The organism is Pedobacter rhizosphaerae (assembly GCF_900111155.1).
Lineage (GTDB): Bacteria > Bacteroidota > Bacteroidia > Sphingobacteriales > Sphingobacteriaceae > Pedobacter > Pedobacter rhizosphaerae.
This window is the reverse complement of the sequence record NZ_FOGG01000032.1, coordinates 26,264-49,727: the sequence shown is the minus strand read 5'-3', so window position 1 is coordinate 49,727 and position 23,464 is coordinate 26,264. Positions and strand designations below refer to the sequence as shown.

The following is a 23,464-nucleotide window of genomic DNA, read 5'->3' as shown; positions in this document are numbered from 1 at the left end:
TCTTAGATGCCTCAGGTGGTTAATTTTTGGCTCTAACCTATCTTGATACTAGATACATGATACTTGCTTCTCAACACTTGCTACTCAATACTTGATACTAGATACTAGATAATTGATAATTGATACTAAAAAACGTGTACAGAAAAGATTTAATTACAGCAGAAATTCAGAAGCTTGCACAGGTGCTGGCGCGGATTATGGGGCTTAAGCTGGAGGGGAAGTTAGCAGAGGCAGACCATATTTTTAAAGAAACAATGGAGGGCAGCTTTAATCTTCCCATTGATATGCTGTTGCTCGAAGATTTATCTGCATTTGAAAAATGGCTGGAAAGCTCAGACCTACCTTCCGAGAAACTAGATTCCTTAAGTGAATTTCTATATTATGAACTTGGAATTAGTGCCGAAAGAAATCAGTTGATTGCTCCAAAGCTAAATTTAGTATACAACCACTTGTCAGACAAACACAAAATCGTGCATTTAGTAAACCTACATCGCCAGAAAACAATTCAGCAGTATATTTGAACAGTTTTCAGGACAATTAAGCAATTGAACAATTAAACAGTTAAGCAGTTAAAAGAAATGATTATAGAAAAGTGGCAAAAATTAGCCTCTAAATATTTAGTGAGAGAGAAATGGGCTACCTTACGCGTTGATGAAGTGAAGTTACCCGATGGAATAGTTAAAGATGATTATTATGTATTAGAGTATCCTAACTGGGTAAATGCAGTTGCTGTAACTGAAGAAGGCCAGATTATTATGGTTCGGCAGTATCGCCATGCGGCAGATATTATCTCATTAGAAGTTCCGGGAGGAGTAATTGATGGAGATGAAGCTCCTGAATTTGCGATAAAACGCGAATTGTTAGAAGAAACGGGCTATAGCTTTAAAAATTGTAAATTGGTAGCAGAACTTTACCCAAATCCTGCAACTTCAAACAACATCACTACAACTTATGTATTAACCGGAGGTGTTAAAACCCACGAGCAACATTTGGATGAACATGAGATTCTAAATGTAGAACTATATACTGTAGCAGAAGTAAAACAACTCATTAAAGAGAACAAAATTGCACAAGCACTTCATGTGGCCGCGTTAAATTACGGTTTAGCTGCACTCGAAGAAATGCAATAAGCAGTAGCTTCTAAAACAAAAAATCCCGGCATACCGGGATTTTTTGTTTTATATTCATTCATTTAAAAATTTGGACCTGCAACATCCCACCAAAGTCTGGTTCCCCATTGTCTGGCCCACCAAGTTTAGAAAGCGCCGTTGCCACACCTCCAGGATTTCCTGTTTTTTCGGAATCCACAAAATTAATTCGTTAGATGATAACTTATAATCGCCAAATCGCTAACAGCAATAAATATAGAACATTAAGTAATAGAACAAAGAAAAACGGCAAATTCCATAGAATTTGCCGTCTCAATTTTAATCCTTAACAGACTTAAAATCGTAGCTGAGTTTACTAGCTCATTTTTAATTTCTTCTGGATATCGTGTACGTAAGCTTTAAATTTTTTATCCGTGTCAATTAAATCTTCTACGGTTTGGCAGGCATAAATTACCGTACTGTGATCTCTGCCTCCAAAGAAAGCACCAATTGTTTTCAATGATGATTTTGTATGGCTCTTGGAAAGATACATAGAAATTTGACGTGCCTGAACAATCTCACGTTTACGCGTTTGCGATTTAACCATATCCACTGGCACTTCAAAATACTCACAAACCAATTTCTGAATATATTCCATCGAAATCTCTTTAGAAGTATTTTTAATGAAATTCTTTAGCATTTGTTTAGCTAAGCTCAAATCGATTTCTTTCTTGTTCAAAGTAGCTTGTGCTAACAAGGAAACCATCGCACCTTCAAGCTCTCTAACATTGTTGTCGATGTTGTGTGCTACGTACTCCACTACTTCTCCAGGCAACTCAATACCATCAGCATACATTTTCTTTCTTAAGATCGCAATACGGGTTTCTAAATCCGGGATCTGAAGATCTGCAGAAAGGCCCCATTTAAAACGGCTCAACAAGCGCTCTTCCAATCCTGCCAAATCTTTAGGTGCTTTATCAGAAGTTAAGATAACTTGTTTACCTGATTGGTGGAGGTGATTAAAGATGTGAAAGAAAATATCCTGAGTTTTCTCTTTACCGGCAAAGTTGTGTACATCATCCATGATGATTACATCCATTGCCTGGTAGAAATTAACGAAATCGTTAATGGTGTTATTTTTTAATGAGTCTACAAATTGCTGGCAGAATTTCTCGCAACTTACATAGATCACTAATTTATCTGGCATGCTGCGTTTAATTTCGTTTCCGATCGCTTGTGCCAAATGGGTTTTACCTAAACCAACACCACCATAAATCATGAGTGGGTTAAATGAGGTACCACCTGGTTTTGCGGCTACCGCATAACCTGCCGAACGGGCTAAACGGTTGCAGTCTCCCTCAATGTAATTTTCAAAGGTATAATTACCATTCAACTGAGGGTCTACATTTAATTTCTTTAACCCCGGAATGATAAAAGGATTTTTGATATCCTTGTTAATCGCTACCGGGATAGGCATCGATTGCACCTTAGCTTCTGCCCCATTTCCGTTAGAGGGCATATTAGTCGTGTAAGGGCTTCCGCTGTTAGAAGATTTATCAACAACGATATTGTATTCTAAGCGGCCATCTTCGCCAAGTTGTTTCTTAACGGTTTTGCGTAAAAGGCCTACATAATGTTCTTCCAGCCATTCGTAAAAGAACAAACTTGGCACTTGTATGGTTAAAACCTTACCTTCCAATTTAAGGGCTGTGATAGGTTCGAACCAAGTTTTGAAGCTTTGGTTCGGAATGTTATCCTTAATAATTTGAAGACAGTTCTTCCACACTTCTGTACAAGTTTTTTCCATTGCGATTTTTATAATTTATTGATTTACAGTGCCGATTCGAGTTTACGGAATGGTCCGTTTCGGGACTTCGAATATTGGGAAAATTATCAACATTTTAAACAAAAATCTCAAATAATTCGTAACCCACTGATAAGGAATAAAGTAGGCGCGTTAACCTCAATTTTTTATGTGGATAACTATTTACTAACATAGGTTTTCCACATTAAACCCTCTTTAAACCAATTTCTCCCCGAATTTCTAAATCTTCACCGAAAAAGCAAATTTTAAGCCATTATGCTATTCAACAGCCTGGTTCTATCCATTATTCACTTATTCGCAAGCTAAACCACCTGATAATCAAAGCTATTAAAAAGCACTCAATTTATATTAGAAAAAAAGATGCTAATCCTAACATTCTTGTTACTACCTGTATACAGTTTCATGCTGTCTATATATACAGAAAACGTATAGTATTTAACCTCATGTGTCAGCATTAATACTCGCCAAATACATTACGAAGTCTATCTGCAATTTCGCCAAGCGTGGCATATTCTTCAACTGAATGTATAATCAACGGCATTAAATTCTCACTTGTTCTGGCGGCAGCCTCTAATTTATCTAACGCTTCACTAACTGCATTGGTATCTCTTGTCTCTTTTAGATGTGCTATTTTTTCAGTTTGAACCCTCCTGATAGAATCATCAATATTAAAAACCTCTGTAAGGCCGTCTTCTTCCTGCGTAAATTTATTAACGCCCACCAAAATCTGTTCGCCGCTTTCTACCGCAGTTTGATACTGATAGGAAGCATTAGCAATTTCGTTTTGCATGTAGTTACTTTCTATAGCATTAACAGATCCTCCCATGGCATCAATCTTATCTATATAATCCAGGGCGGCAGCTTCCACCGCATCAGTAAGGTTTTCAACAAAAAAAGACCCTGCCAAAGGATCCACTGTATCCGTAACACCACTTTCAAACGCAATAATCTGCTGGGTACGCAAAGCGATTTTCGCAGCCGCCTCAGTAGGCAAAGAAAGCGCCTCGTCATATCCGTTGGTATGAAGTGACTGTGTACCACCCAGAACCGCAGCTAAGGCCTGATTGCTTACCCTAATCACGTTATTTAAAGGTTGCTGAGCGGTTAGTGTAGAGCCGCCTGTTTGTGTATGAAATCGAAGCATTTGCGCCTTTTCATCAGTAGCACCTAAATCTGTAGTAATCTTTGCCCACATCCTCCTTGCAGCCCTGAACTTGGCAATCTCTTCAAAAAAATTATTATGACAATTAAAGAAAAACGACAAGCGCTTGGCAAAAACATTAATATCAAGACCTTTATCAATTGCTGCTTTCAAATAGGTTTTGCCGTTAGCCAAAGTAAAAGCCAGCTCCTGTACGGCTGTAGAACCTGCTTCCCTAATGTGGTACCCGGAAATAGAGATGGTATTCCATTTAGGCACCTCTTTACTACAGTATTCGAAAATATCGGTGATGAGCCGCATGGAAGGTTTGGGCGGATAGATGTAGGTTCCTCTTGCGGCATATTCCTTTAAAATATCATTTTGGATAGTGCCGGAAATCTGTCTCAAATCAGCGCCCTGCTTTTTGGCCAATGCGATATACATGGCCAGCAAAATAGAGGCAGTTGCGTTGATCGTCATAGAGGTGGTAATATCCTTGAGCTTGATCCCTTCAAATAAAATTTCCATGTCTTTTAAAGAATCGATAGCCACCCCTACTTTCCCAACCTCACCATCAGCCATTTCATGGTCTGAATCATAACCGATTTGGGTAGGTAAATCAAATGCCACCGATAAACCCGTGGTTCCCTGTGCAAGCAGATAATGATACCTTTTATTGGATTCCTCTGCTGTAGAAAAGCCAGCATATTGCCGCATAGTCCACAAGCGCCCCCGATACATATCTTTTTGTATCCCCCTGGTAAAAGGAAACTCGCCGGCACGTTCTTCCATCGGCTTAGCAGAAGTGTAGAGCTCTTTAATCTCTATACCTGAAGTAGTAATATGTTTTTTTTCGCTCATATAACTTATTTTAGGTTGAATTGTACAATTGTTTAATTGCTTAACTGAAACGCAATACGCCAAACCTTCTCTATCAATCAGTTCATCGATTAGCCAATTAAACAGTTAAACGATTAGTCAGTTAAACAAACTCACCAGCTTACCAACCATCAAAACATCATCTGAATATCCTTCTTCACTAACTCAATAGTAAGGTCATACGGATTATCATCAATGCCAGCCATGTGCTGCAAAATGGTCTTGCTGAGCTCTATTCCATTAGCTTCGGCAGGCAAGCCTTGTACGGCGTTGTTAATCATCCCAATGGTATCATCCTTCAATTTACGAACTACACTCCAGGTGGTGCTATCTACATAAAGCTGTTGGGTAATATTATGCTGGTATTCCGAACGGATATCGTTCAATATTGTAGCCTGCAAGGTAGAAAGTGGAATCCCCTGCTGGTGTAGCCGTACTAACAAATTAGCAGGGTTAATTCTATCGGTAAATAATATCAGTCGCTCATGTGCCTGCAATCTTAAAGGTAAAAGTTCTGCCCTGTTCTCTTTGTTTAATTCGATCCTTTTTAAGTCGAGAAATTGCTGAATATCCTTTTTGAGCATTAAATAAACTGCCATTAGCGACAAAAAAATACCTGCAAATAAGATAACTATTTCAATAAGTACTTGTTGTATATTCATATATATTGTTTAAATAAGGTAATATTAACGTACCCTTCAAAGCAAAAATGTGCATTATTATTTATATTTGTAACAGATAAAAATTTAAAAACTATGAGTACAACAGTTGATACATCATTTGCTCCGGTAAGTTTTTCGGAAGGTGCCGCAAAAGAACTTCATAAGTTAAAAGACCAGCAGGAAATTAGCGAAGATTACGGCTTACGTGTAGGCGTTGAAGGTGGGGGTTGTGCAGGCATGAACTACATTTTAGGCTTCGACCAGAAAAAAGAGGGCGATCAGGAGTTTTTTATCGATGGCATAAAGGTTTTCATGAACAAGGCGCATCAAATGTATTTGATGGGTATGATGATTGACTGGCAAGACGGCTTAAATTCTCGCGGCTTTACCTTTGTAAACCCTAATGCCACCAGCACCTGCGGTTGTGGAACGAGTTTTTCTGCATAAGATAAATTTTATTGTAACATATAGTAGAGTCTCTTTGTCTAACAAAGGGACTTTTTTATTTTTACCCACAGGTATAAGGTAAAAAAGTAATAGATTTCAAGGCTAACACCTATCTTGATACTAAACAACCCCAACTTATATAGCGCTAATGAATTACAGAGAGAATATCAGGCTTGCTTTAGAGTCAATTAAAAGCAACCGCTTGCGTACCATGCTTACGGCTTTAATTATTGCAATTGGCTTAATGGCTTTAGTTGGTATTTTAACTACGTTAGATGCCGTTAAAAAGAGCATGACTGATGCCTTTAGTAACATGGGAGCTAATTCATTTACCATTCGGAATAGAGGAACAGGAATTAGAATTGGCTCGGGTAAGCGCCCAAAACCTTTCAAAGCCATTAGGTATGAAGATGCGGTTAAGTTTAAAGATAGTTTAAATACCCCTGCAACCGTAGCGGTAAGTGTTTTTGCTAGTGGAGGTTCGACGATTAAGTATGGCAACCTGAAAACGAACCCAAATATTAATGTTCAGGGCATTGACGAAAATGGTTTAGCTGCTCAGGGTTTAGGCCTATCTGAAGGAAGAAATTTCAGTAAATCGGAAGTTGTTGTTGGAAATAATGTATGCATAGTTGGAGGTGAGGTAGTAGATAAGCTGTTTAAAAATACAGATCCGGTTGATAAGTTGATTAACGTTGGAAATAATCGTTTCAGAATCATCGGAATTCTAGCCAAGAAAGGTTCGAGTATGGGCTTTAGCGGAGATAGGGCCGTGTATGTTCCGCTTCCAAAGGCTAAACAAATCAATTCAAATGCCAACCCATCTTACACCATCACCGTAATGGTGCCTAATAATGATATTATGGATAATGTGATTGGGGAATCTACTGCATTGTTTAGAAATATAAGGAAAGTAAAAATAGGCGAAACCAATAACTTTGAAATCACCAAAAGTGATGCTATAGCTCAAACATTATTCGAAAATCTCGAATTTGTGGCCATTGGGGGGGTAGCAATCGGCATCATCACACTTCTTGGAGCATCTATAGGCTTAATGAACATTATGCTGGTATCGGTTACCGAACGTACACGTGAAATTGGTATTAGAAAAGCCATTGGAGCAAACCCGACAGTAATTCGCCGTCAGTTTTTGATTGAAGCCGTTGTAATTTGTTTAATGGGAGGCGTTTTGGGAATATTCCTGGGCATGGTACTCGGCAATATCATCTCTCTTGCCATGGGCGGTGCATTTATAATTCCATGGTTATTTATTATTCTCGGTTTTATTTTGTGTGTAGTGGTTGGAATTGGGTCCGGGTATTATCCGGCAAAGAAGGCATCGAAGTTAGATCCTGTTGAAGCGTTGAGGTATGAGTAAGGGTGAATTGGTGAATTGGTGAGTTGGTTAATTGTTTAACTGTTTAATTGCTCAATTGCTTAACTGAAAACGGCCAACTGAAAACTGATAATTGATTAACTGTTTAATTGTCCAACTGCTTAACTGAAAACGGCCAACTGAAAACTGATAATTGTTTAACTGTTTAATTGTCCAATTGCTTAACTGAAAACGGCCAACTGAAAACTGATAATTGATTAACTGTTTAATTGTCCAATTGCTTAACTGGAAACGGCCAACTGAAAACTGGAAACTGAATCACAGCAAAGTATTCTTCAACTGATGCTGCCCTAGAAGCTGTTGCATGAGGGGGGTTGATAAGCTATCTTCCAGCGCTTTTGCATGTTTTAAGTGATGCATATCGCTACCGATAAAGTCTACCAGGTGGTTTTCGGTAAGTTCTTCTGCTACTTTTTTAGCCCCGGGGCCATAATATCCAGACAAGGCAATAGAATTGATCTGAAGCAGGCATCCTGTTTCTCTGATTTGATGATAATGATCTATTGAAGGATAGAAATAAGGATAACGTTCGGGATGAGCCAAAACCGGCTGATATCCGGCATCCTGCATTTTTTTAATAAAGTTGTTCAGGCTTTGAGGGGCATTGATAAATGACAATTCAAATAAGAGGTAGTTTCTCCCAAAGCTCAACACTTGTTTCTGATTAACCTTTTTCTCTAAAGTTTCATCAAGATAATATTCGGCTGCTGCTTCCACTTCCAGGTCAATCTGATGATCCTGAAGTCCCTTCCTCAAAATATCGAGGCCCCTGTTAATGGTATCCGGCGTATTTCTAAAATAATCGGCCATTACATGTGGAGTAGCAATTAGCTTTTTAAAGCCAAGGGCTGTAAACCTTTTCGCCAATAAAATAGAATCTTCAAGCGTTTGCGCACCATCATCAATACCAGGAATAATGTGCGAATGCATATCCGTTCCGATAGTAGAAAAATTAAATTCGGGTACTATTTTCTTTTTTTTAAATAATCCGAACATGGTGCAAGCTGAATTAAGCAATTTCTTTAGGAATAGCAGCAGCCGCTGCTTCATCTGCTAATTTAGAAGAATAGATTTTATGAAGCAAATGATTCAATTCTTCCCGAAGGTCAAATTGCAGATCTTCATGAAGTTTTTTAAACTTATTAAGGGTAACACTTAAGGTTTTAACGTAATACGCAGAAAATAAAAATCCAAAATCCCGATACCCAAATATGGAACGCTTATACGTTAATGGAATATGATGGAGAATAAAAATTTTGAGTTCAACTTCTCCAAAGGGGTCTTTCGTAACCTTATAAAAGTGATTAACCGATGTAATCATCTTTCTCACAATCGCCAAAGCCTCTTTTGCATTGAGTTTCTCTAACGAGGGGATTTGATCGCTTACATCGGTTTTTATTTTTTCTTTTCTATCTTCTAAATCCGAGTCTACCTCCAATAATTTATAGTGAAGATGCTCGGTGAGCACTTTGTCTTTCGCAATTAAACGTAACAGCAACTTATCCTTCTCTTTGAGGGGCAGTTCTGTTATGGCTATCTTTAAATCCTTATGCTCTGATAACTTCATTTAAAATGGGTTAGCCTTGATGTATTTCTCCCATTCCCAGGCAGAACGCATCATCTCATTCAGATCTAACGCTGCTTTCCAACCCAACTCCTGGTTAGATTTGGTAACATCTCCATAAATCTGAACGATATCTCCTGCTCTTCTCGGGCCAATTTTGTAATCAAGTGTCTCGCCAGTCGATTTTTCAAAGGCAGCAATAATTTCCAAAACAGATGAACCTGTTCCGGTTCCGATATTGAATACATCGTAGTTTAATTCCGACTTACCTTCTTCCAATCGTTTTATGGCAGCTACGTGAGCTTTAGCCAAATCAACAACATGAATATAATCACGAATTGCCGATCCATCCGGTGTTTCATAATCATCGCCATAAACGGTGATTGGACCACGTTTGCCAATAGCTGATTGGGTAATAAATGGAACCAAATTGGCAGGAACACCATTAGGAAGTTCGCCAATTAACGCAGTTTCATGTGCACCAACCGGATTGAAGTAACGCAACGCAATAATGTTTAGATCTGGCGTTACCGCAGCAGTTTCTGCCAATATCTCTTCTGCAATTTGTTTGGTATTACCATATGGGGATTCTGCCTTTTTTACAGGTGCCGCCTCTGTTACCGGTAGGCTATCTGGCTGACCATATACCGTACAAGAAGAAGAAAAAACGAAATTAAGCTTTCTGTTAAACGCTGTAAGCAGATTAATCAGACCGTAAAAATTGTTTTTGTAATACTTTAAAGGTTTTTCAACCGATTCTCCTACGGCCTTTGACGCTGCGAAGTGAATAATTCCGGTTACATCCGGGTTAGCATCTGCAAAGTCCTGAACTGCTTTCTCTTCCTGAAGGTCTATTTCCTGAAAATCAAACCATTTTCCGGTAATCGCATGAAGCTGAGTTAAGATCTTGATGTGAGAGTTAGATAAATTATCGACGATTACGACCTCGTAACCTGCATTATGTAATTCTACTACTGTGTGGGAGCCAATATATCCTGTACCACCAGTAACTAATATTTTTGCCATTTTAACGGTTGAATGTGGTAAAATCTTTGTGTTCTATCTTAGCCAACGCCTCTTTAGGCAAGGACTTGAAATATTCGTAAGTAATTTTTAGGCCTTCTGCTCTATCTACCTTTGGTTCCCATCCTAAAATCTCTCTGGCCTTGGTAATATCCGGGCGACGCTGCTTAGGGTCATCCTGAGGAAGTTCTTTGTAAACAATCTTTTGTGTAGTTCCTGTAAGTTTGATAATTTCCTCGCAGAACTGGTTAATCGTAATTTCATCGGGATTGCCAATGTTTACTGGCTGGGCGTAATCGCTCATGAGCAAACGGTAAATCCCCTCAATCAAATCATCAACATAACAGAAAGAACGGGTTTGGCTTCCATCACCGAAAACGGTAAGGTCTTCTCCCCTCAGTGCCTGTCCAATAAATGCAGGTAATACCCGTCCATCGTTCAGTCGCATTCTTGGTCCGTAAGTATTAAAGATTCTTACAATCCTGGTTTCTACACCATGAAAGGTATGATAGGCCATCGTAATGGCTTCCTGAAAACGTTTAGCTTCATCGTAAACCCCACGTGGCCCTACAGGGTTCACATTGCCCCAATACTCTTCGGGTTGCGGGTTTACATTGGGATCTCCATAAACTTCTGATGTAGAAGCGATAAGCATTCTTGCACCTTTGTTTCGGGCCAGGCCCAAAAGGTTATGCGTGCCCAAAGAGCCTACTTTCAAAGTTTGAATGGGAATTTTAAGGTAATCGATCGGGCTGGCCGGTGAAGCGAAATGCAGGATATAGTCCAGTTTACCTGGAATATGAACAAACTTGGAAACATCGTGGTTGTAGAACTCGAAATTCTCCATTTTGAACAGGTGTTCAATGTTAGCCATATCTCCGGTAATCAGGTTGTCCATCCCAATTACGTGATAATCTTCTCCTATAAAACGATCACAGAGGTGTGAGCCTAAAAAGCCTGCTGCCCCTGTAATCAAAATTCTTTTTCGCTTCATTTTATCTGATGAGTTTCCTGCCGATACTATTGTAATAGTAACCCAGATCGATCATCTTTTGAAGATCGTACAGGTTTCGGCCATCGAAAACTACTTTAGTTTTTAGTGTATTCTCTATCTTTTCAAAATCCGGATTTCGGAAAACCGACCACTCTGTTGCAATTAACAGGGCTTCTGCATTTTCTAAAGCCTCATAAGGATTTTTAGCGTAGTTTACTTTATCACCAATCAGGTTGCGAACATTTTCCATAGCTTCCGGATCAAACACCGTTACCGTGGCTCCGTTCTTCAATAGATCATCAATGATATATAAAGCTGGCGCTTCGCGAATATCGTCAGTTTCTGGCTTAAATGCTAATCCCCAGAGTGCAAAATGCTTCCCTTTGATATCATTTTTATAATATTTCAGTAGTTTATCTACTAAAATCGTCTTTTGACGCTCATTTACCTCCATTACAGATTTCAGAATCTGAAAATCATAAGCATAATCATCAGATGATTTCACTAAAGCCTGTACATCTTTAGGGAAACACGAACCGCCATAACCTACGCCTGGAAAAAGGAAACGTTTTCCGATACGGTCATCAGAACCAATACCCTTACGTACCGCATCTACATCTGCCCCCACCAGCTCGCAAAGGTTTGCAATCTCGTTCATGAAGGTAATCTTGGTCGCTAAAAATGAGTTCGCCGCATATTTAGTTAATTCAGAAGAACGCTCATCCATAAAAAGGATTGGGTTTCCCTGACGAACATAAGGCCCGTAAAGTTCAGTCATCAGTTTCTTAGCCCTCTCACTCCTGGTACCCAATACCACACGGTCAGGCTTCATAAAATCATCTACAGCAACACCTTCGCGTAAAAACTCAGGGTTGGAAACTACATCTACTTCAATATTGGTATGTTCTTCAAAAACAGCCTTCACCTTGTTGGCAGTCCCAACAGGCACGGTAGATTTATTGACAATGATCTTGTAATCAGTAATCAACCTCGCTACATCTTTTGCCGCGCCTAAGATATAAGAAAGATCAGCCGCTCCATCGCCTCCCGGAGGAGTTGGAAGTGCCATAAAGATAATCTGTGCATCTTTTATCGCATCAGCCAAAACAGTGGTAAAGGTTAGCCTTCCCTGCTCAATATTTCTATGGAAAAGCAAATCTAAACCCGGCTCATAAATGGGAACCTCGCCATCCTGCATTTTCTTAACTTTCGCTTCGTTTATGTCTACACATATAACATCGTTGCCTGTTTCTGCTAAACAGGTTCCCGTAACTAAACCTACGTATCCAGTACCAATAACGGCTATCTTCATATATTTTTAAGCTTTTTAAATATATTCCTTTTATCTTGGCCACGAAGATATGAATTTACAACAATGCTTTTGCTTTACATATTAGGAATTAGGGTTTACAATTTTATTATTTGGGTATTTTCGTTTTTTAATCAGAAGGCGAAATTCTTCATTGATGGGCGAAAAAAGCTGTTTGAAGAGCTGGATACGAAGATCAACAACAAGGAAAAACACATATGGTTTCACTTTGCATCATTAGGCGAATTTGAGCAGGGCAGGCCTGTTCTGGAGAAGCTCAAATCCCAATATCCGGCAAAAAAAATTGTGGTTACCTTCTTCTCTCCTTCTGGCTATGAAATTAGAAAGAACTATGCCCTGGCTGATGTTTTTTATCTTCCTGTTGATACAGCAAGCAATGCAAAGCGATTTATTGAAGCCATTAACCCGGAAATGGCCATCTTTACCAAATACGAGTTCTGGCACTTCTACTTTAAAACATTAAAACAACGGAATATCCCATTGTACCTCATATCTGGAATATTTAGAGAAAGTCAAAGCTTTTTTAAATGGTATGGCGGCTTTTATCGCCACATTCTTCAGGCTGTAACCTATTTTTTCGTTCAAAACGAAGAGAGTGAAAGGCTTTTAAAATCTATTGGCCTGCAAAATGTAATCGTGAATGGTGATACGCGATTTGATCGGGTTTTCGAAAATGCAGCTAATCCAAAATCATTACCTGAAATCGAAAAATTCATCCAACAGGCACCTACATTAATTTGCGGAAGTACCTGGCCCGAAGATGAAAAACTTTTGGCATCGCTTCCCCAAAAATATCCGGGTTGGAAATTTATTATAGCGCCTCATGAAATTCATGAAAGCCACATAGAAAGTATTGAAAAACAATTTCCCAGCGGAAGTTTAAGGTTTTCTGATTACAAAAAATCAGCCGCTGAGCCCAGTACAAATATCTTAATTATAGACAACATTGGGATGCTTTCTTCCTTATATCAATATGGTGATATGGCTTATATAGGCGGCGGTTTTGGTGCAGGAATTCACAATACCTTAGAGGCGGCCGCTTTTGCATTACCCGTAATTTTTGGCCCTAAATATGATAAATTTCAAGAGGCAAAAGATTTAATAGCCCTGGGTGCTGCTCAAAGTATTGCTACGGAGAAAGAACTTCAACAGGCATTTACTCAATTTCAAAATAATGAAAGTGCCAAAATAGCCTCAAAAAAATATGTGGCAGACAAGAAAGGTGCAACAGAGGCTATTCTAAATAAAATAACACTTAAGGATTAAATCTGATCTATTCTTACCCAGTCCATACCTGCCGCAATTGCTGCATCAACTCCTGGTTGTCCATCTTCAAAAACTAAACATTTTGAAGGATCAACACCTAACTGGGCAGCCGCAGCTAAAAATGGATCGGGAAAAGGTTTACCATTTTCAGTCTCTCCGGCACATACCAATACTTCAACAAAAGACAACAGACCTAAAACAGACAAGGTTTTTTCGACGCTTTTTCTTCCGCTTCCAGACACTACCGCAATGCGAATCTTCCCTGCATGTTGCTTCAGGTGTGTTGCAACGAACTCAACGGGTAAAGTATGATCTATATATTCATCGAAGAAAGTAGCGTATTTTTCCTCTACAAAACTTCCTGGCAATTCTACTGCATATCGCTTGCTGATTTCATTCACCACCAGAGCCGTTGGCCAACCCGCCAGGTCATCGATAATCTGCGTATCTAAATCTATACCGTAACGGGCAGCTACCTGTTTATAAGAAAGTTTGTGCGACCCCATGTTATCTGCCAGGGTCCCATCGCAATCGTATAAAAAAGCTTCGTAATTACCTGCCGTACGTTGATTTAATAAGGCTAATTTTTCTAATTCTGTTTTCATAGATTTTATTTAAGAACGGCAATACAGCTTTGGGTCACATCGTTTATTGAACCATTAACTTCCAGAGTAATTGTGTCAGCTTCTTCCTGATCAGGTTCCTCTAAGGCATCAAACTGACTTTTTAAAAGATTGGCAGGCATAAAGTGTCCGCGTCTTTTTTCCAGGCGATCTCGCACCTGCTCGAAGGAAGATTTCAAGTATATCGTTTTCAGTGGGGAAGTGATGCTTGCGCCTAATAAAATCCGATAAGCTTTTTTAAGTGCGGAACAGGCTAAAACCACTGTTTCTCCATTTGAAGAAGCTGAATTAACTTCCTCTGCTACGGCCACTAACCATGGCTTACGATCATCATCCGTTAAAGGAATCCCTGCACTCATTTTACTGATATTGGCTGCTGGATGAAAATCGTCGGCATCCAGAAACTGTGCGTGTAATGCTTTTGCAAGCGCTTTCCCAACAGCGGTTTTTCCACTCCCCGAAACGCCCATGATCATTACACAGCTACCAGTTATACTCATTTTACCATTCCGGCTAATGCATCAATAAATAAAGGATTATCATTTAAACTTTCAACCAGCTGAACATGCTCGCCACCCAGTGCCCTAAACTCCTCGTGATACTCTACCGTAATTTCATATAGGGTTTCTAAACAATCAGCTACAAAAGCAGGACTAAACACAAGCAATCTCTTTTTACCTTCTGCGGCTAGTTTCTTCAGTACATCGGTAGTGTAAGGTTGTACCCAAGGTTCTTTCCCTAAGCGGGATTGAAAACAAACCGTATAATTTTCTTTGGCTAATCCGAGTTCTTTGGCAATCAGTTTTGCAGTATCATGCCCCTGAGCAGAATAGCAAAATTTATTGGTATCATTAAAGGTTTGGCAGCAATCTGCATTTTTCAAACAATAACTTCCGGTATGGTCGCATTTCAGCAATTGTCTTTCAGGCAATCCGTGGAAGCTAAACAAAACATGGTCAAAGCTTTCAACCTGATGTTTGCGGGCATTTTCGGCGAACACCTTAATCATGAGCTCATTATCATGAAAAGAATTGACAAAAGAGATTGGCGGCACCGTTGGCCATTTGCTTACCAGCTCCATTACCAATTGCATCACCGAACCTGTACTTGCCGATGCATATTGAGGAAACAAAGGAATTACCTGTATACTTTCTACCAAAGCTGCCTTTAATTTAGCTAAAGCAGATTCGACAGAAGGGTTTTGATAACGCATGGCCAGTTCTACCTGGTAATCATCTCCAAGTTTATCCTGCAGCATACCCGCCTGCAGCTCACTGTAATAAAGCAAGGGAGATCCTGTTTCTTTATCCCATATTTCTCTATATAATTTGGCGGTTTTAGGACTACGGAAAGGTACAATTATCCCCTTAACCAATAATGTCCGGTTAAGTTTAGGGATATCTATTACTCGTTCATCCATTAAAAATTGATCTAAATATTTCTTTACATCAGGTACGGATGGACTGTCTGGAGTTCCTAAGTTGACGAGTAAAATTCCCTTCTTGCTCATTTAATATAGATATGTTTTGAGGCGCAAATATCGCTTATTTTAGCCGCAAGTAAAAGGTATCAAGTATCAAGTTTTGGTCAAAACCTATTCCTAAATCAAGCGATTAGCCTAATTTTTGGTTAGGCTTTCGTTTTGTGCAATTTCCACCAGGGCAAGTAAGGCTTTTGATGATGCTCCAGGTGGTAACCAAAAAAGTAACAACTGATAAAGGCAAGAAAATGATTCTTTTTTTGAGTCCTGGATTGATATTCATTATCATGATCACCCTTGTGTGGCAGATACGTTCCGAAATAGAATAATTGAAAAGTACTTAACAAGGACGGAAGCACCCAGAACAATAGCAAATTGGGTTCAGCAATCCATATTTTCATGATATTGTAAGCCGCCGCCATAATGATCAACTGCGTAACGGTTACATAATTCAGCATGAAACGAAAATACCATTTCCAAAACCCCTTATCCGCATAATCGGGGTCATCTATGGTATGAACATGCCTGTGATGCTGATGATGCTTAGCATATAAACGGTTATAGAAGAATCCTGCATAGAGGAAAACAGAAAGATAGCCAATAAAATTATTGGTTTTCTTATTACTGGAAATGGTACTGTGCATGGCATCATGTGCCGTAATAAACAATCCTGTGTAAAGATGCATTTGCAACAGTATCAACACATAAACAAGCGGATTTGACCAGGAGAAATCCCATTGCAGGAGAAAATACAGTAAGGTAAACCAACAGCCTATTACCGCTGCTGCTACAAAAACTCCGGTGTGCTTACTGGTCATTTTCAATTGGAATAATATTGATGAATCTATCTCAGTTAACACCTGAAACGGAAAATTGATTTTACCAGATCACAAAAGCAGTTAATACTGCTGTAACTCGGCCTTTACATTTTCCATTAACCACATCGGTGTAGAGGTTGCACCGCAAATCCCAACCCTATCGTTTTCTGCAAACCACGTTTTATCCAGCTCTTTTACATTAGAAATGAAATAAGAATTATCATTGTATTTCTTGCAAACATCATAAAGAACTTTTCCGTTAGAGGATTTTTTGCCCGATACAAAAACAATCTTATCATAATGACTTACAAATGCCTCCAACTCTTCGTATCGGTTAGAAACTTGCCTACAAATAGTATCGTTAGCCTTTACTTCATATCCTCTGCTCAGCAACTGATCTTTAATGTGATAAAATTTATCAGTGCTTTTGGTGGTTTGACTATACAAAGTGAATTTGGAAGGTAGTTCGACATGATCCAATTCTGCCAAATCCTGAAAAACAATTGCTTTACCATCCGTTTGCCCCTGTAATCCAATCACTTCTGCATGGCCATGTTTACCAAAAATCAAAACCTGTTCATTATCATCGTGAGAGTTTTTGATTCTGTTCTGAAGTTTTAGCACTACCGGACAAGAAGCATCAATAAGGGTAAGGTTATTTTCTAAAGCCAGTTGATAAGTTGAAGGAGCTTCACCATGGGCTCTGATTAACACTTTTTCGTTCTTTAAGGTCTTCAGCACTTCGTGATCAATGATCTTTAGGCCCCTATTGGTTAATCTCGCTACTTCTTCATCATTATGTACGATATCACCAAGGCAATACAGATAACCCTCATTATTGAGGATATCTTCCGCCATTTCAATAGCATATACAACGCCGAAGCAAAAGCCTGACGATTTATCGATGGTGACTTGTAGATTATAACTCATTTGCCTACAAAATTAAACAAAAAATTTGTTCAGGTAGTCATAAACAAGACAACAAAAAAGACGAGTTGAGAAAGGAACATGGCCGAGCCAATATATTTTTGCTGTTTCAGGCCGAGAGCATAGTAAAATTTCAACAATATTACGGCCACAATATACCAGGCTATGTAATTCTGAACGGGAATTTCATGCCAGTCCCACTGCCAGTAATTAAACTTCATAGCTACAGGCTCCAGGAAGAAATCGAATCCCACCAGTATTGCCGCACCAATAACCGACGCTAAGATGCTGTTCATAATCTTCAGTGCTTTCATCATCTGCCCGATGCTAAAGATTAATATTACCCAATTAACGCCCATTAAAAGGGGAACGGCAGCAATTTTATAACCCAAAGTATCGCCATAGTAATAATTCCCGAAAATTTTTCCGGTATGCACGCCTAAAACCTCTACTAAAAAGCCGCACAAAAACACACCTGAAACAAAAAGCAAAAGCCGCTTTACATCTGCGTTGTAAGAAAAAATAATTACTGCAAACATCAATAAAAGATGAAAAGGAACGAGTTTTAAGAAATAAGGCGTTAGTGCCGGAATCAGAAAACCTAACAACCCCACTAAATGAAAAACGATAATGACCGCTACAGCGATCTTATTCACTTTTAGATCGTATTGATTGTTCTGCCCTTCCATGTGCTTGTTTTAAATAAATGTTTTTTTATTGAGAGAAGCGAAATAATAAAGAAAAATACCATCTGTAATGGATGTAATAAAAGATTCATCCCTACCGATTGTCCTGATAAATATGAAATCATAATCCGGCTCAAAACGATTAAAGTTATGGGCAAAACCAGGAGACTGATATTAAAGTTAAAAATCAAAATTAAAGGTCCTACAGTTACCAAAAGCTGGTAAATTAATAATATTAGGATGTTATTACCAAAGCCTGCAAGTAAATTTTTACTAAATCCCCTTAGGCTTTGATCTAAATTTTTATACATCCTGCAATGAATCAAACCGTTAGCCAATAGTGCCTCAGCATTAAATTTCTCAAACTTTACCTGTTTCATAATCTCCACATCCTCTACAACCTTTAGCTTTACCCGTTCATGCCATTGATTGAGGTGATAGTTTTCTGCATCAAAAAACATACATTGACCACTTGCTGCTGCAAACGCTGGATTTTTAGATAGCTTAACCAAGCGCAAAGGCAAAAGATTAAGCAAAATAAAATGCATCAAGGGCACTGTAAGTTTTTCTCCCAAAGATATTGTACGTTGTTGAGTAAAAATACTTAATAGGGAAAGCCTTCCGATTTCCATTCTATTAATCAAAGCGTTAATCAAGCCCCGTTCTATAGTTTCATCGGCATCAACAAACAGCAAATATTTCCCTGTGGCTAAATCTGCCAATTGCTTGCAGGCGTAGTTCTTACCGAGCCAATCTTTAGGTAAGGGTTTACCCTTTACAATCCGGAATGCTAAATTATCCTTACAGAAATTGGCCACAAGCGTGTAGGTACTATCTTCACTGTCATCATCCAAGACGATTACTTCATAATTTTGATAATCTTGTTTTTGAATAGACCGGAGTAGTGCAAGAATATCATCTTCTTCATTTCGGGCGGGAATAAGAATAGAAACTTTCTCCTGATAATGTTTAATTACCCTTGGAAGCATTGGATTAGACAAAAAGTTAAAAACGGTAACTGAAAACCTAATCACTAAAAAAACGAGTACGGCATAAATAAAAACGGTCATTCGGAGATTTGTGTTTGTTTAACAACAGCATGATCGTAATGTTTGTTGTAAGCACTCTTTAACAATTGCAGGCTGATATATTCTTCACTTTCCCAATTTTGCAGATAGGTGTATGCAGAAGGCTTTCTTTTGGAGAAATAATCGATAAAGGTTGCGGCAAAAACGATACTGATTTTCTTTTGACTGGCATTAATCATCTGTATTACGCCTTTCTCAAAACTAATGCTCTTCACATGGTTGGAAAACAGTTTCCCCTGAGGAAAAACAAGCACTAAATTACTGGGATTATCTAAAAGCTTACCAGCATAATTTAACGTTTCCAGCACATCCTTCCCCTTATTTTCTGCTGCAAAAGCACCCAGATATTTCAAAAAACCAACTTTTTTATAATTATCGGCATTTACCAAAACATGAAAGTTTTTTTTAAAAATTTTCTTATTGATATAAAAAAGGAAAAAACCATCCCACCAGCTGAAATGATTAGCCAGAACTAAGATCGCCGCCTCTTGTTTGAACTCAGGTGCCTCATGGTTAAAGCTGCTAAAATCTTTTTTTATAATAAATGAGATGTACCAGGAGAAAAAGTTAAAAATGAAAGAATTTTTTCGTGGTTGGTACATTTCGGGAAGTTGCAAAAAATCGGGGTAATTTGCAAATCGGCTTGCGCAGATTAAGCTGAAGATTTTGCCTAGCTTAAATACACCCTGTCCTCTTCCCCTTCTACATCCATAATCACGTCTACGTGCTCTTTTAAGATGGTTGCCAGCTCCATACCAACAAAATCTGTTGCTATCGGAAAAATCTTATGGCTTCTGTCTACTAAAACAACGGTTCTGATTTTCTTATGAGGCGTATTCAGGAAAACACCTAATCCATAAGCTAGCGTTTTACCACTGTTCAATACATCATCAACAATGATAATCACCTTGTTTTTCCAATGGCTTTCATCCAGATCGGTTTTAGCCACCAGCTTGCTGCTCTCACGCTCCAGGTCTATACGCAATAAGGTAACCTTAAATTCTGAAATTTTCTTCAATACTTTTTGTAAACGTAAAGCCAGTTTATAGCCGCGATCCCATATACCGGCCAGAACGATCTCCTTTTCATTCAAGTTATCTTCTAAAATCTGGTAAGCGATTCGGTCTATCTTCTGTTGGATCTGCTTTTTATTTAAAATAAGTAATTGCGATGTTGCCATTGTATTCAAAAGGATTGAATACAAAAAGAACGATTTTAACTAGGATATTCAAACTATTTGAAAAAAAATTTCGATTGGCTGCAACGTTTTCATATCAGATGCGTCTAATCAATAACCTAAGACCAAATTGTAGAACAATCATGAGCCTTTAATACCATAAAACTCGTCAATACTGATTGCTTCTTCATATAAAATTAAACAGATGAAAAATTTAATCAAACCTACCGCCATCTTCTTTATCATCATAAGCAGTTACGTGGCAAAAGCCCAGGAAACCAAAAATGTTGCTGTAAGAAATTTCAATAGCATTGCCGTGAGCAGTGGTATAGACCTTTATCTTATCCAGGGAGGATCAGAAAGTGTGAGCATTAATTCGGATGCCGAAACACTGAAAAGCATTGTTGTTGAACAAAGTGGCAGCAATCTCACCATCAAGTTTAAAGATGGCATTAATTGGAGCGGATTGTTGAAGAACCGCAGCATCAAAGCATATGTAAATTTCAAAAACCTTTCTGCCATTGCGGCTTCAGGAGGTTCTGACGTTTTTTCACAAAATCCAATCAAAGTGGATAAACTGGCCATCCGTTCTTCCGGGGGTGCCGATGTAAAACTGGAATTGGCTTGCAACGATTTATCGATCCAATCGAGCGGAGGAAGTGATGTTGATTTAAAAGGGAAAGCAGAGAATATGTCAATCCAATCCAGTGGAGGTAGCGATATCAATGCTTATGGATTTATCACGCAATATGCGAAAGTGCATACTTCTGGCGGATCTGATGTAAATATCTATGTAGAGAAGGGACTGGAAGCTGCAGCAAGTGGTGGTGGAGATATCCACTTTAAAGGCAACGCTGCCCTCAAGAAAACATCGAACTCAAAGAGTGGCAATGTGACAAGAGTAAAATAAGTTTAGTTTTAGTTAATAATTAATTCGCTGCTTTGTGGATGCAAAGCAGCGTTTTTTTTTTGCAATGATTTATTTTTTAAAGCCTTTGTAGGGATAGTAAATGAAATTGGCACCTTCCGGAACAATTACAAACACACACATAAAATCTTCAGGCTTCTTATAAACTTTTAAAAAAGGATCTTTTTTTTCCTTACTGATAATGCCTTTTTCTACAAACTCTTCCAAAGTAGAAGCCTGAATGGTCCAATCAGTATTTAACTCTTCTTTATTCAGGATCATTTCACCAATACTCACCTGATGTTGGTGTGCAATGAAAATAGGATGAGCAGAGATCCCCTCAACCATGATTTCTATTGCCACTTCCTTAATGGCATCAGAATAAAATTCTAAATCCTTTTCCAGGCTCACTAAAGGGCTTTCTTGTTTTTTCGGTGCACCACTACCCTCTGGCGTTGCACTTAATAATTCTTCTCTATCCATACTATGTAAAAGGATTGAATGACTGAATTTTGAATGACTGAATATAGCTTAAAACACATTCACTCCATCATTCACTCATTCACTCATTCAATAATTCAAAATCACTTACTTCAACCTCAACAACACTACATTTTCTACGTGTTGCGTATGCGGAAACATATCTACCGGCTTAATCCGCTCAACGTTGTATTTCTCTTTAAGGAGTTCCAAATCTCTTGCCTGGGTAGCCGCATTACAGCTCACATAAACAATTTTCTCAGCTTCCATTTCCAATAAGCGCTCAACTACATCTGCGTGCATTCCTGCCCTCGGTGGATCAGTGATCACCACATCTGGTTTACCATGAGTAGAAATAAATTCTGAGGTCAGGATATCTTTCATATCACCTGCATAGAAAATGGTATTTGCGATTCCATTCAATTCAGAGTTGAATTTAGCATCTTCAATCGCTGTTGGTACATATTCTACACCAACCACTTGCTTTACATCCTTTGCCACAAAATTCGCTATGGTGCCTGCTCCGGTATATAAATCATATACCAGCTCATCCCCTTTAAAACCGGCAAATTCTTTGGTAATCTTATACAATTCGAAAGCCTGATCCGAATTGGTCTGATAAAAAGACTTCACGCCAATTTTGAACCGAATGCCATCCATTTCTTCGAAAATGTGATCGCGACCAGCAAATACCAAAACCTCCTGATCAAAAATGGTATCGTTTTTCTTTTGGTTGATGATATACAGTAAAGAGGTGATTTGTGGAAATTCTGTTTTCAGGAAATTCATTAATCCATCAACCTGATCTTGTTCCGGATAGGCAAAAACCACGGCAACCATTATTTCACCAGTAGATGATGTACGAATAATGAGGTTACGCAAAACACCTTCATGATTGCGCAGATCGTAAAATGATAACTGCTGCTGTAAAGCATAATTCCGGACTGCATTTCTGATCTGATTGGAAGGATCATCCTGCAGATAGCAATGTTCAATATCTAAAATCTTGTCAAAACGCAATGGAACGTGAAAACCCAAAGCATTCATATCAAACGCTTCCTCGCGCTCCATATCCGTTTTCTCTAACCACCTTTTATTAGAGAAGGTAAACTCCAGCTTGTTGCGATAGTACCTGTTTTTAACCGATCCTAAAATAGGTTCTGCAGATGAAGTATCTATCTTTCCTAAACGTTGAAGCGCAGCTTCTACATTTTTCTGCTTAAATTTCAACTGGGAATCGTAACCCATGTGTTGCCACTTACAGCCACCACAAGTTCCAAAATGCTGACAAAAAGGATCTGTTCTTAAAGCAGATTTTTGATGCAACTGCTCAATTACAGCCTCGGCGAAATTTTTCTTCTTTTTCGTTAATCTAACATCAACTATATCTCCCGGCACTGCCTTATCCACAAAAATCACTAATTCGTCGGCCTTGCCAACTCCCTTTCCTTCCTCTGCGATGTCGATAATCTCCACGTTCGGAATGATGGTAACTGTTCCTGGTTTTCTTCTACTCATTATTTTGCAAAGATAAATTTAAAAGCTGAAAATTCGTTAGTATAGCTTAGTTAGTATCAAGTAATGAGTATAAAGTAGCGAGACTGAGTATAGAGAAGGGCAAAGATTAACGAACAAAGAAGCTGAAAGAATAAAGCTAAAAGCG

General features: G+C 38.7%; 25 protein-coding genes. 6 read left to right on the top strand and 19 right to left on the bottom strand.

Annotation, left to right across the window (positions count from 1 at the left end):
- The first annotated feature begins 134 nt into the window (after positions 1-134).
- Both BMX11_RS19450 and BMX11_RS19445 read left to right on the top strand, forming a co-directional pair.
- Positions 135-521: a hypothetical protein gene (locus tag BMX11_RS19450; RefSeq protein WP_090887583.1), complete on the top strand. Its 387-nt coding sequence runs from the start codon at positions 135-137 to the stop codon at positions 519-521.
- 57 nt (positions 522-578) lie between these two features.
- Positions 579-1,130 (top strand): NUDIX hydrolase, encoded by a 552-nt coding sequence (locus BMX11_RS19445; RefSeq protein ID WP_090887580.1) that lies wholly within the window; start codon positions 579-581, stop codon positions 1,128-1,130.
- A 334-nt stretch (positions 1,131-1,464) separates the two neighbouring features.
- Here the strand turns inward: BMX11_RS19445 and dnaA are convergent, their stop codons facing one another.
- From dnaA to BMX11_RS19430, 3 genes are all read right to left on the bottom strand, one after another.
- On the bottom strand, positions 1,465-2,895 hold the full coding sequence (dnaA, locus tag BMX11_RS19440; RefSeq protein WP_090887578.1) for a chromosomal replication initiator protein DnaA: 1,431 nt from the start codon (positions 2,893-2,895) through the stop codon (positions 1,465-1,467).
- Positions 2,896-3,367: 472 nt separating this feature from the next.
- A complete protein-coding gene (locus tag BMX11_RS19435) occupies positions 3,368-4,915 on the bottom strand; it encodes an acyl-CoA mutase large subunit family protein (RefSeq protein WP_090887576.1) in 1,548 nt (515 codons plus the stop codon).
- Between the two features lie 149 nt (positions 4,916-5,064).
- Complete coding sequence (locus BMX11_RS19430) at positions 5,065-5,595, bottom strand: DUF7935 family protein (protein WP_090887573.1); 531 nt, start codon at positions 5,593-5,595, stop codon at positions 5,065-5,067.
- 93 nt (positions 5,596-5,688) lie between these two features.
- Here BMX11_RS19430 and BMX11_RS19425 point away from each other — a divergent pair, with 93 nt between their 5' ends.
- Together BMX11_RS19425 and BMX11_RS19420 are read left to right on the top strand one after the other, a co-directional pair.
- On the top strand, positions 5,689-6,042 hold the full coding sequence (locus BMX11_RS19425) for a HesB/IscA family protein (RefSeq protein WP_090887570.1): 354 nt from the start codon (positions 5,689-5,691) through the stop codon (positions 6,040-6,042).
- Positions 6,043-6,190: 148 nt separating this feature from the next.
- Positions 6,191-7,420: an ABC transporter permease gene (locus tag BMX11_RS19420; RefSeq protein WP_090887567.1), complete on the top strand. Its 1,230-nt coding sequence runs from the start codon at positions 6,191-6,193 to the stop codon at positions 7,418-7,420.
- Positions 7,421-7,696: 276 nt separating this feature from the next.
- Here BMX11_RS19420 and BMX11_RS19415 read toward each other — a convergent pair whose 3' ends face one another.
- From BMX11_RS19415 to BMX11_RS19395, 5 genes are read right to left on the bottom strand one after another with little or no spacing between them, the layout of a single operon-like run.
- On the bottom strand, positions 7,697-8,434 hold the full coding sequence (locus BMX11_RS19415; protein WP_090887564.1) for a tyrosine-protein phosphatase: 738 nt from the start codon (positions 8,432-8,434) through the stop codon (positions 7,697-7,699).
- A 13-nt stretch (positions 8,435-8,447) separates the two neighbouring features.
- Positions 8,448-9,005 carry a hypothetical protein gene (locus tag BMX11_RS19410; protein ID WP_090887561.1) on the bottom strand — a complete coding sequence of 186 codons (558 nt, stop codon included), beginning with the start codon at positions 9,003-9,005 and terminating at the stop codon, positions 8,448-8,450.
- On the bottom strand, positions 9,006-10,028 hold the full coding sequence (gene galE / locus BMX11_RS19405; protein ID WP_090887559.1) for a UDP-glucose 4-epimerase GalE: 1,023 nt from the start codon (positions 10,026-10,028) through the stop codon (positions 9,006-9,008).
- A gap of 1 nt (position 10,029) precedes the next feature.
- On the bottom strand, positions 10,030-11,019 hold the full coding sequence (locus tag BMX11_RS19400; RefSeq protein WP_090887556.1) for a UDP-glucuronic acid decarboxylase family protein: 990 nt from the start codon (positions 11,017-11,019) through the stop codon (positions 10,030-10,032).
- A 1-nt stretch (position 11,020) separates the two neighbouring features.
- Positions 11,021-12,331: a UDP-glucose dehydrogenase family protein gene (locus BMX11_RS19395; protein ID WP_090887552.1), complete on the bottom strand. Its 1,311-nt coding sequence runs from the start codon at positions 12,329-12,331 to the stop codon at positions 11,021-11,023.
- 63 nt (positions 12,332-12,394) lie between these two features.
- Here BMX11_RS19395 and BMX11_RS19390 point away from each other — a divergent pair, with 63 nt between their 5' ends.
- Positions 12,395-13,615 (top strand): 3-deoxy-D-manno-octulosonic acid transferase, encoded by a 1,221-nt coding sequence (locus BMX11_RS19390; protein ID WP_090887549.1) that lies wholly within the window; start codon positions 12,395-12,397, stop codon positions 13,613-13,615.
- Here the strand turns inward: BMX11_RS19390 and BMX11_RS19385 are convergent.
- From BMX11_RS19385 to BMX11_RS19345, 9 genes are all read right to left on the bottom strand, one after another.
- Positions 13,612-14,220 carry an HAD family hydrolase gene (locus BMX11_RS19385; RefSeq protein WP_090887546.1) on the bottom strand — a complete coding sequence of 203 codons (609 nt, stop codon included), beginning with the start codon at positions 14,218-14,220 and terminating at the stop codon, positions 13,612-13,614. The genes BMX11_RS19390 and BMX11_RS19385 overlap by 4 nt on opposite strands.
- Positions 14,221-14,225: 5 nt before the next feature.
- Complete coding sequence (locus BMX11_RS19380) at positions 14,226-14,738, bottom strand: gluconokinase (protein ID WP_217643876.1); 513 nt, start codon at positions 14,736-14,738, stop codon at positions 14,226-14,228.
- A complete protein-coding gene (hemH, locus tag BMX11_RS19375; RefSeq protein ID WP_090887543.1) occupies positions 14,735-15,748 on the bottom strand; it encodes a ferrochelatase in 1,014 nt (337 codons plus the stop codon). Before hemH ends, BMX11_RS19380 begins: the two co-directional genes overlap by 4 nt.
- 119 nt (positions 15,749-15,867) lie before the next feature.
- The gene (locus BMX11_RS19370; protein WP_090887540.1) at positions 15,868-16,536 is read right to left on the bottom strand and encodes a fatty acid desaturase; all 669 of its coding nucleotides are present in this window, start codon (positions 16,534-16,536) and stop codon (positions 15,868-15,870) included.
- Between the two features lie 81 nt (positions 16,537-16,617).
- Positions 16,618-17,466, bottom strand: a complete 849-nt coding sequence (locus tag BMX11_RS19365) for a 4-hydroxy-3-methylbut-2-enyl diphosphate reductase (RefSeq protein WP_090887537.1) — start codon at positions 17,464-17,466, stop codon at positions 16,618-16,620.
- Between the two features lie 29 nt (positions 17,467-17,495).
- Complete coding sequence (locus BMX11_RS19360; RefSeq protein ID WP_090887534.1) at positions 17,496-18,152, bottom strand: carotenoid biosynthesis protein; 657 nt, start codon at positions 18,150-18,152, stop codon at positions 17,496-17,498.
- Entirely contained in the window at positions 18,122-19,219 is a 1,098-nt protein-coding gene (locus BMX11_RS19355; RefSeq protein ID WP_090887531.1) for a glycosyltransferase family 2 protein, read from the bottom strand. The genes BMX11_RS19360 and BMX11_RS19355 overlap by 31 nt, the downstream gene beginning before the upstream one ends.
- Positions 19,216-19,839: a 1-acyl-sn-glycerol-3-phosphate acyltransferase gene (locus BMX11_RS19350; RefSeq protein WP_090887528.1), complete on the bottom strand. Its 624-nt coding sequence runs from the start codon at positions 19,837-19,839 to the stop codon at positions 19,216-19,218. Before BMX11_RS19350 ends, BMX11_RS19355 begins: the two co-directional genes overlap by 4 nt.
- 68 nt (positions 19,840-19,907) lie before the next feature.
- On the bottom strand, positions 19,908-20,417 hold the full coding sequence (locus BMX11_RS19345; protein ID WP_090887525.1) for a phosphoribosyltransferase family protein: 510 nt from the start codon (positions 20,415-20,417) through the stop codon (positions 19,908-19,910).
- A gap of 202 nt (positions 20,418-20,619) precedes the next feature.
- Between BMX11_RS19345 and BMX11_RS19340 the strand changes: the two genes are divergently transcribed.
- Positions 20,620-21,324 (top strand): head GIN domain-containing protein, encoded by a 705-nt coding sequence (locus tag BMX11_RS19340; protein ID WP_090887522.1) that lies wholly within the window; start codon positions 20,620-20,622, stop codon positions 21,322-21,324.
- A gap of 69 nt (positions 21,325-21,393) precedes the next feature.
- Here BMX11_RS19340 and BMX11_RS19335 read toward each other — a convergent pair whose 3' ends face one another.
- Positions 21,394-21,804 carry a hypothetical protein gene (locus BMX11_RS19335; RefSeq protein WP_090887519.1) on the bottom strand — a complete coding sequence of 137 codons (411 nt, stop codon included), beginning with the start codon at positions 21,802-21,804 and terminating at the stop codon, positions 21,394-21,396.
- Between the two features lie 105 nt (positions 21,805-21,909).
- On the bottom strand, positions 21,910-23,319 hold the full coding sequence (rlmD, locus tag BMX11_RS19330; RefSeq protein WP_090887516.1) for a 23S rRNA (uracil(1939)-C(5))-methyltransferase RlmD: 1,410 nt from the start codon (positions 23,317-23,319) through the stop codon (positions 21,910-21,912).
- Between the last annotated feature and the right edge of the window lie 145 nt (positions 23,320-23,464).

What these genes read in the sequence shown, in the direction of transcription:
- BMX11_RS19445 (WP_090887580.1), top strand. Translation starts at nt 579, where the DNA reads ATGATTATAGAAAAGTGGCAAAAATTAGCCTCTAAATATTTAGTGAGA.
- dnaA (WP_090887578.1), bottom strand. Translation starts at nt 2,895, where the DNA reads ATGGAAAAAACTTGTACAGAAGTGTGGAAGAACTGTCTTCAAATTATT.
- BMX11_RS19435 (WP_090887576.1), bottom strand. Translation starts at nt 4,915, where the DNA reads ATGAGCGAAAAAAAACATATTACTACTTCAGGTATAGAGATTAAAGAG.
- BMX11_RS19430 (WP_090887573.1), bottom strand. Translation starts at nt 5,595, where the DNA reads ATGAATATACAACAAGTACTTATTGAAATAGTTATCTTATTTGCAGGT.
- BMX11_RS19425 (WP_090887570.1), top strand. Translation starts at nt 5,689, where the DNA reads ATGAGTACAACAGTTGATACATCATTTGCTCCGGTAAGTTTTTCGGAA.
- BMX11_RS19420 (WP_090887567.1), top strand. Translation starts at nt 6,191, where the DNA reads ATGAATTACAGAGAGAATATCAGGCTTGCTTTAGAGTCAATTAAAAGC.
- BMX11_RS19415 (WP_090887564.1), bottom strand. Translation starts at nt 8,434, where the DNA reads ATGTTCGGATTATTTAAAAAAAAGAAAATAGTACCCGAATTTAATTTT.
- BMX11_RS19410 (WP_090887561.1), bottom strand. Translation starts at nt 9,005, where the DNA reads ATGAAGTTATCAGAGCATAAGGATTTAAAGATAGCCATAACAGAACTG.
- galE (WP_090887559.1), bottom strand. Translation starts at nt 10,028, where the DNA reads ATGGCAAAAATATTAGTTACTGGTGGTACAGGATATATTGGCTCCCAC.
- BMX11_RS19400 (WP_090887556.1), bottom strand. Translation starts at nt 11,019, where the DNA reads ATGAAGCGAAAAAGAATTTTGATTACAGGGGCAGCAGGCTTTTTAGGC.
- BMX11_RS19395 (WP_090887552.1), bottom strand. Translation starts at nt 12,331, where the DNA reads ATGAAGATAGCCGTTATTGGTACTGGATACGTAGGTTTAGTTACGGGA.
- BMX11_RS19390 (WP_090887549.1), top strand. Translation starts at nt 12,395, where the DNA reads ATGCTTTTGCTTTACATATTAGGAATTAGGGTTTACAATTTTATTATT.
- BMX11_RS19385 (WP_090887546.1), bottom strand. Translation starts at nt 14,220, where the DNA reads ATGAAAACAGAATTAGAAAAATTAGCCTTATTAAATCAACGTACGGCA.
- BMX11_RS19380 (WP_217643876.1), bottom strand. Translation starts at nt 14,738, where the DNA reads ATGAGTATAACTGGTAGCTGTGTAATGATCATGGGCGTTTCGGGGAGT.
- hemH (WP_090887543.1), bottom strand. Translation starts at nt 15,748, where the DNA reads ATGAGCAAGAAGGGAATTTTACTCGTCAACTTAGGAACTCCAGACAGT.
- BMX11_RS19370 (WP_090887540.1), bottom strand. Translation starts at nt 16,536, where the DNA reads ATGACCAGTAAGCACACCGGAGTTTTTGTAGCAGCAGCGGTAATAGGC.
- BMX11_RS19365 (WP_090887537.1), bottom strand. Translation starts at nt 17,466, where the DNA reads ATGAGTTATAATCTACAAGTCACCATCGATAAATCGTCAGGCTTTTGC.
- BMX11_RS19360 (WP_090887534.1), bottom strand. Translation starts at nt 18,152, where the DNA reads ATGGAAGGGCAGAACAATCAATACGATCTAAAAGTGAATAAGATCGCT.
- BMX11_RS19355 (WP_090887531.1), bottom strand. Translation starts at nt 19,219, where the DNA reads ATGACCGTTTTTATTTATGCCGTACTCGTTTTTTTAGTGATTAGGTTT.
- BMX11_RS19350 (WP_090887528.1), bottom strand. Translation starts at nt 19,839, where the DNA reads ATGTACCAACCACGAAAAAATTCTTTCATTTTTAACTTTTTCTCCTGG.
- BMX11_RS19345 (WP_090887525.1), bottom strand. Translation starts at nt 20,417, where the DNA reads ATGGCAACATCGCAATTACTTATTTTAAATAAAAAGCAGATCCAACAG.
- BMX11_RS19340 (WP_090887522.1), top strand. Translation starts at nt 20,620, where the DNA reads ATGAAAAATTTAATCAAACCTACCGCCATCTTCTTTATCATCATAAGC.
- BMX11_RS19335 (WP_090887519.1), bottom strand. Translation starts at nt 21,804, where the DNA reads ATGGATAGAGAAGAATTATTAAGTGCAACGCCAGAGGGTAGTGGTGCA.
- rlmD (WP_090887516.1), bottom strand. Translation starts at nt 23,319, where the DNA reads ATGAGTAGAAGAAAACCAGGAACAGTTACCATCATTCCGAACGTGGAG.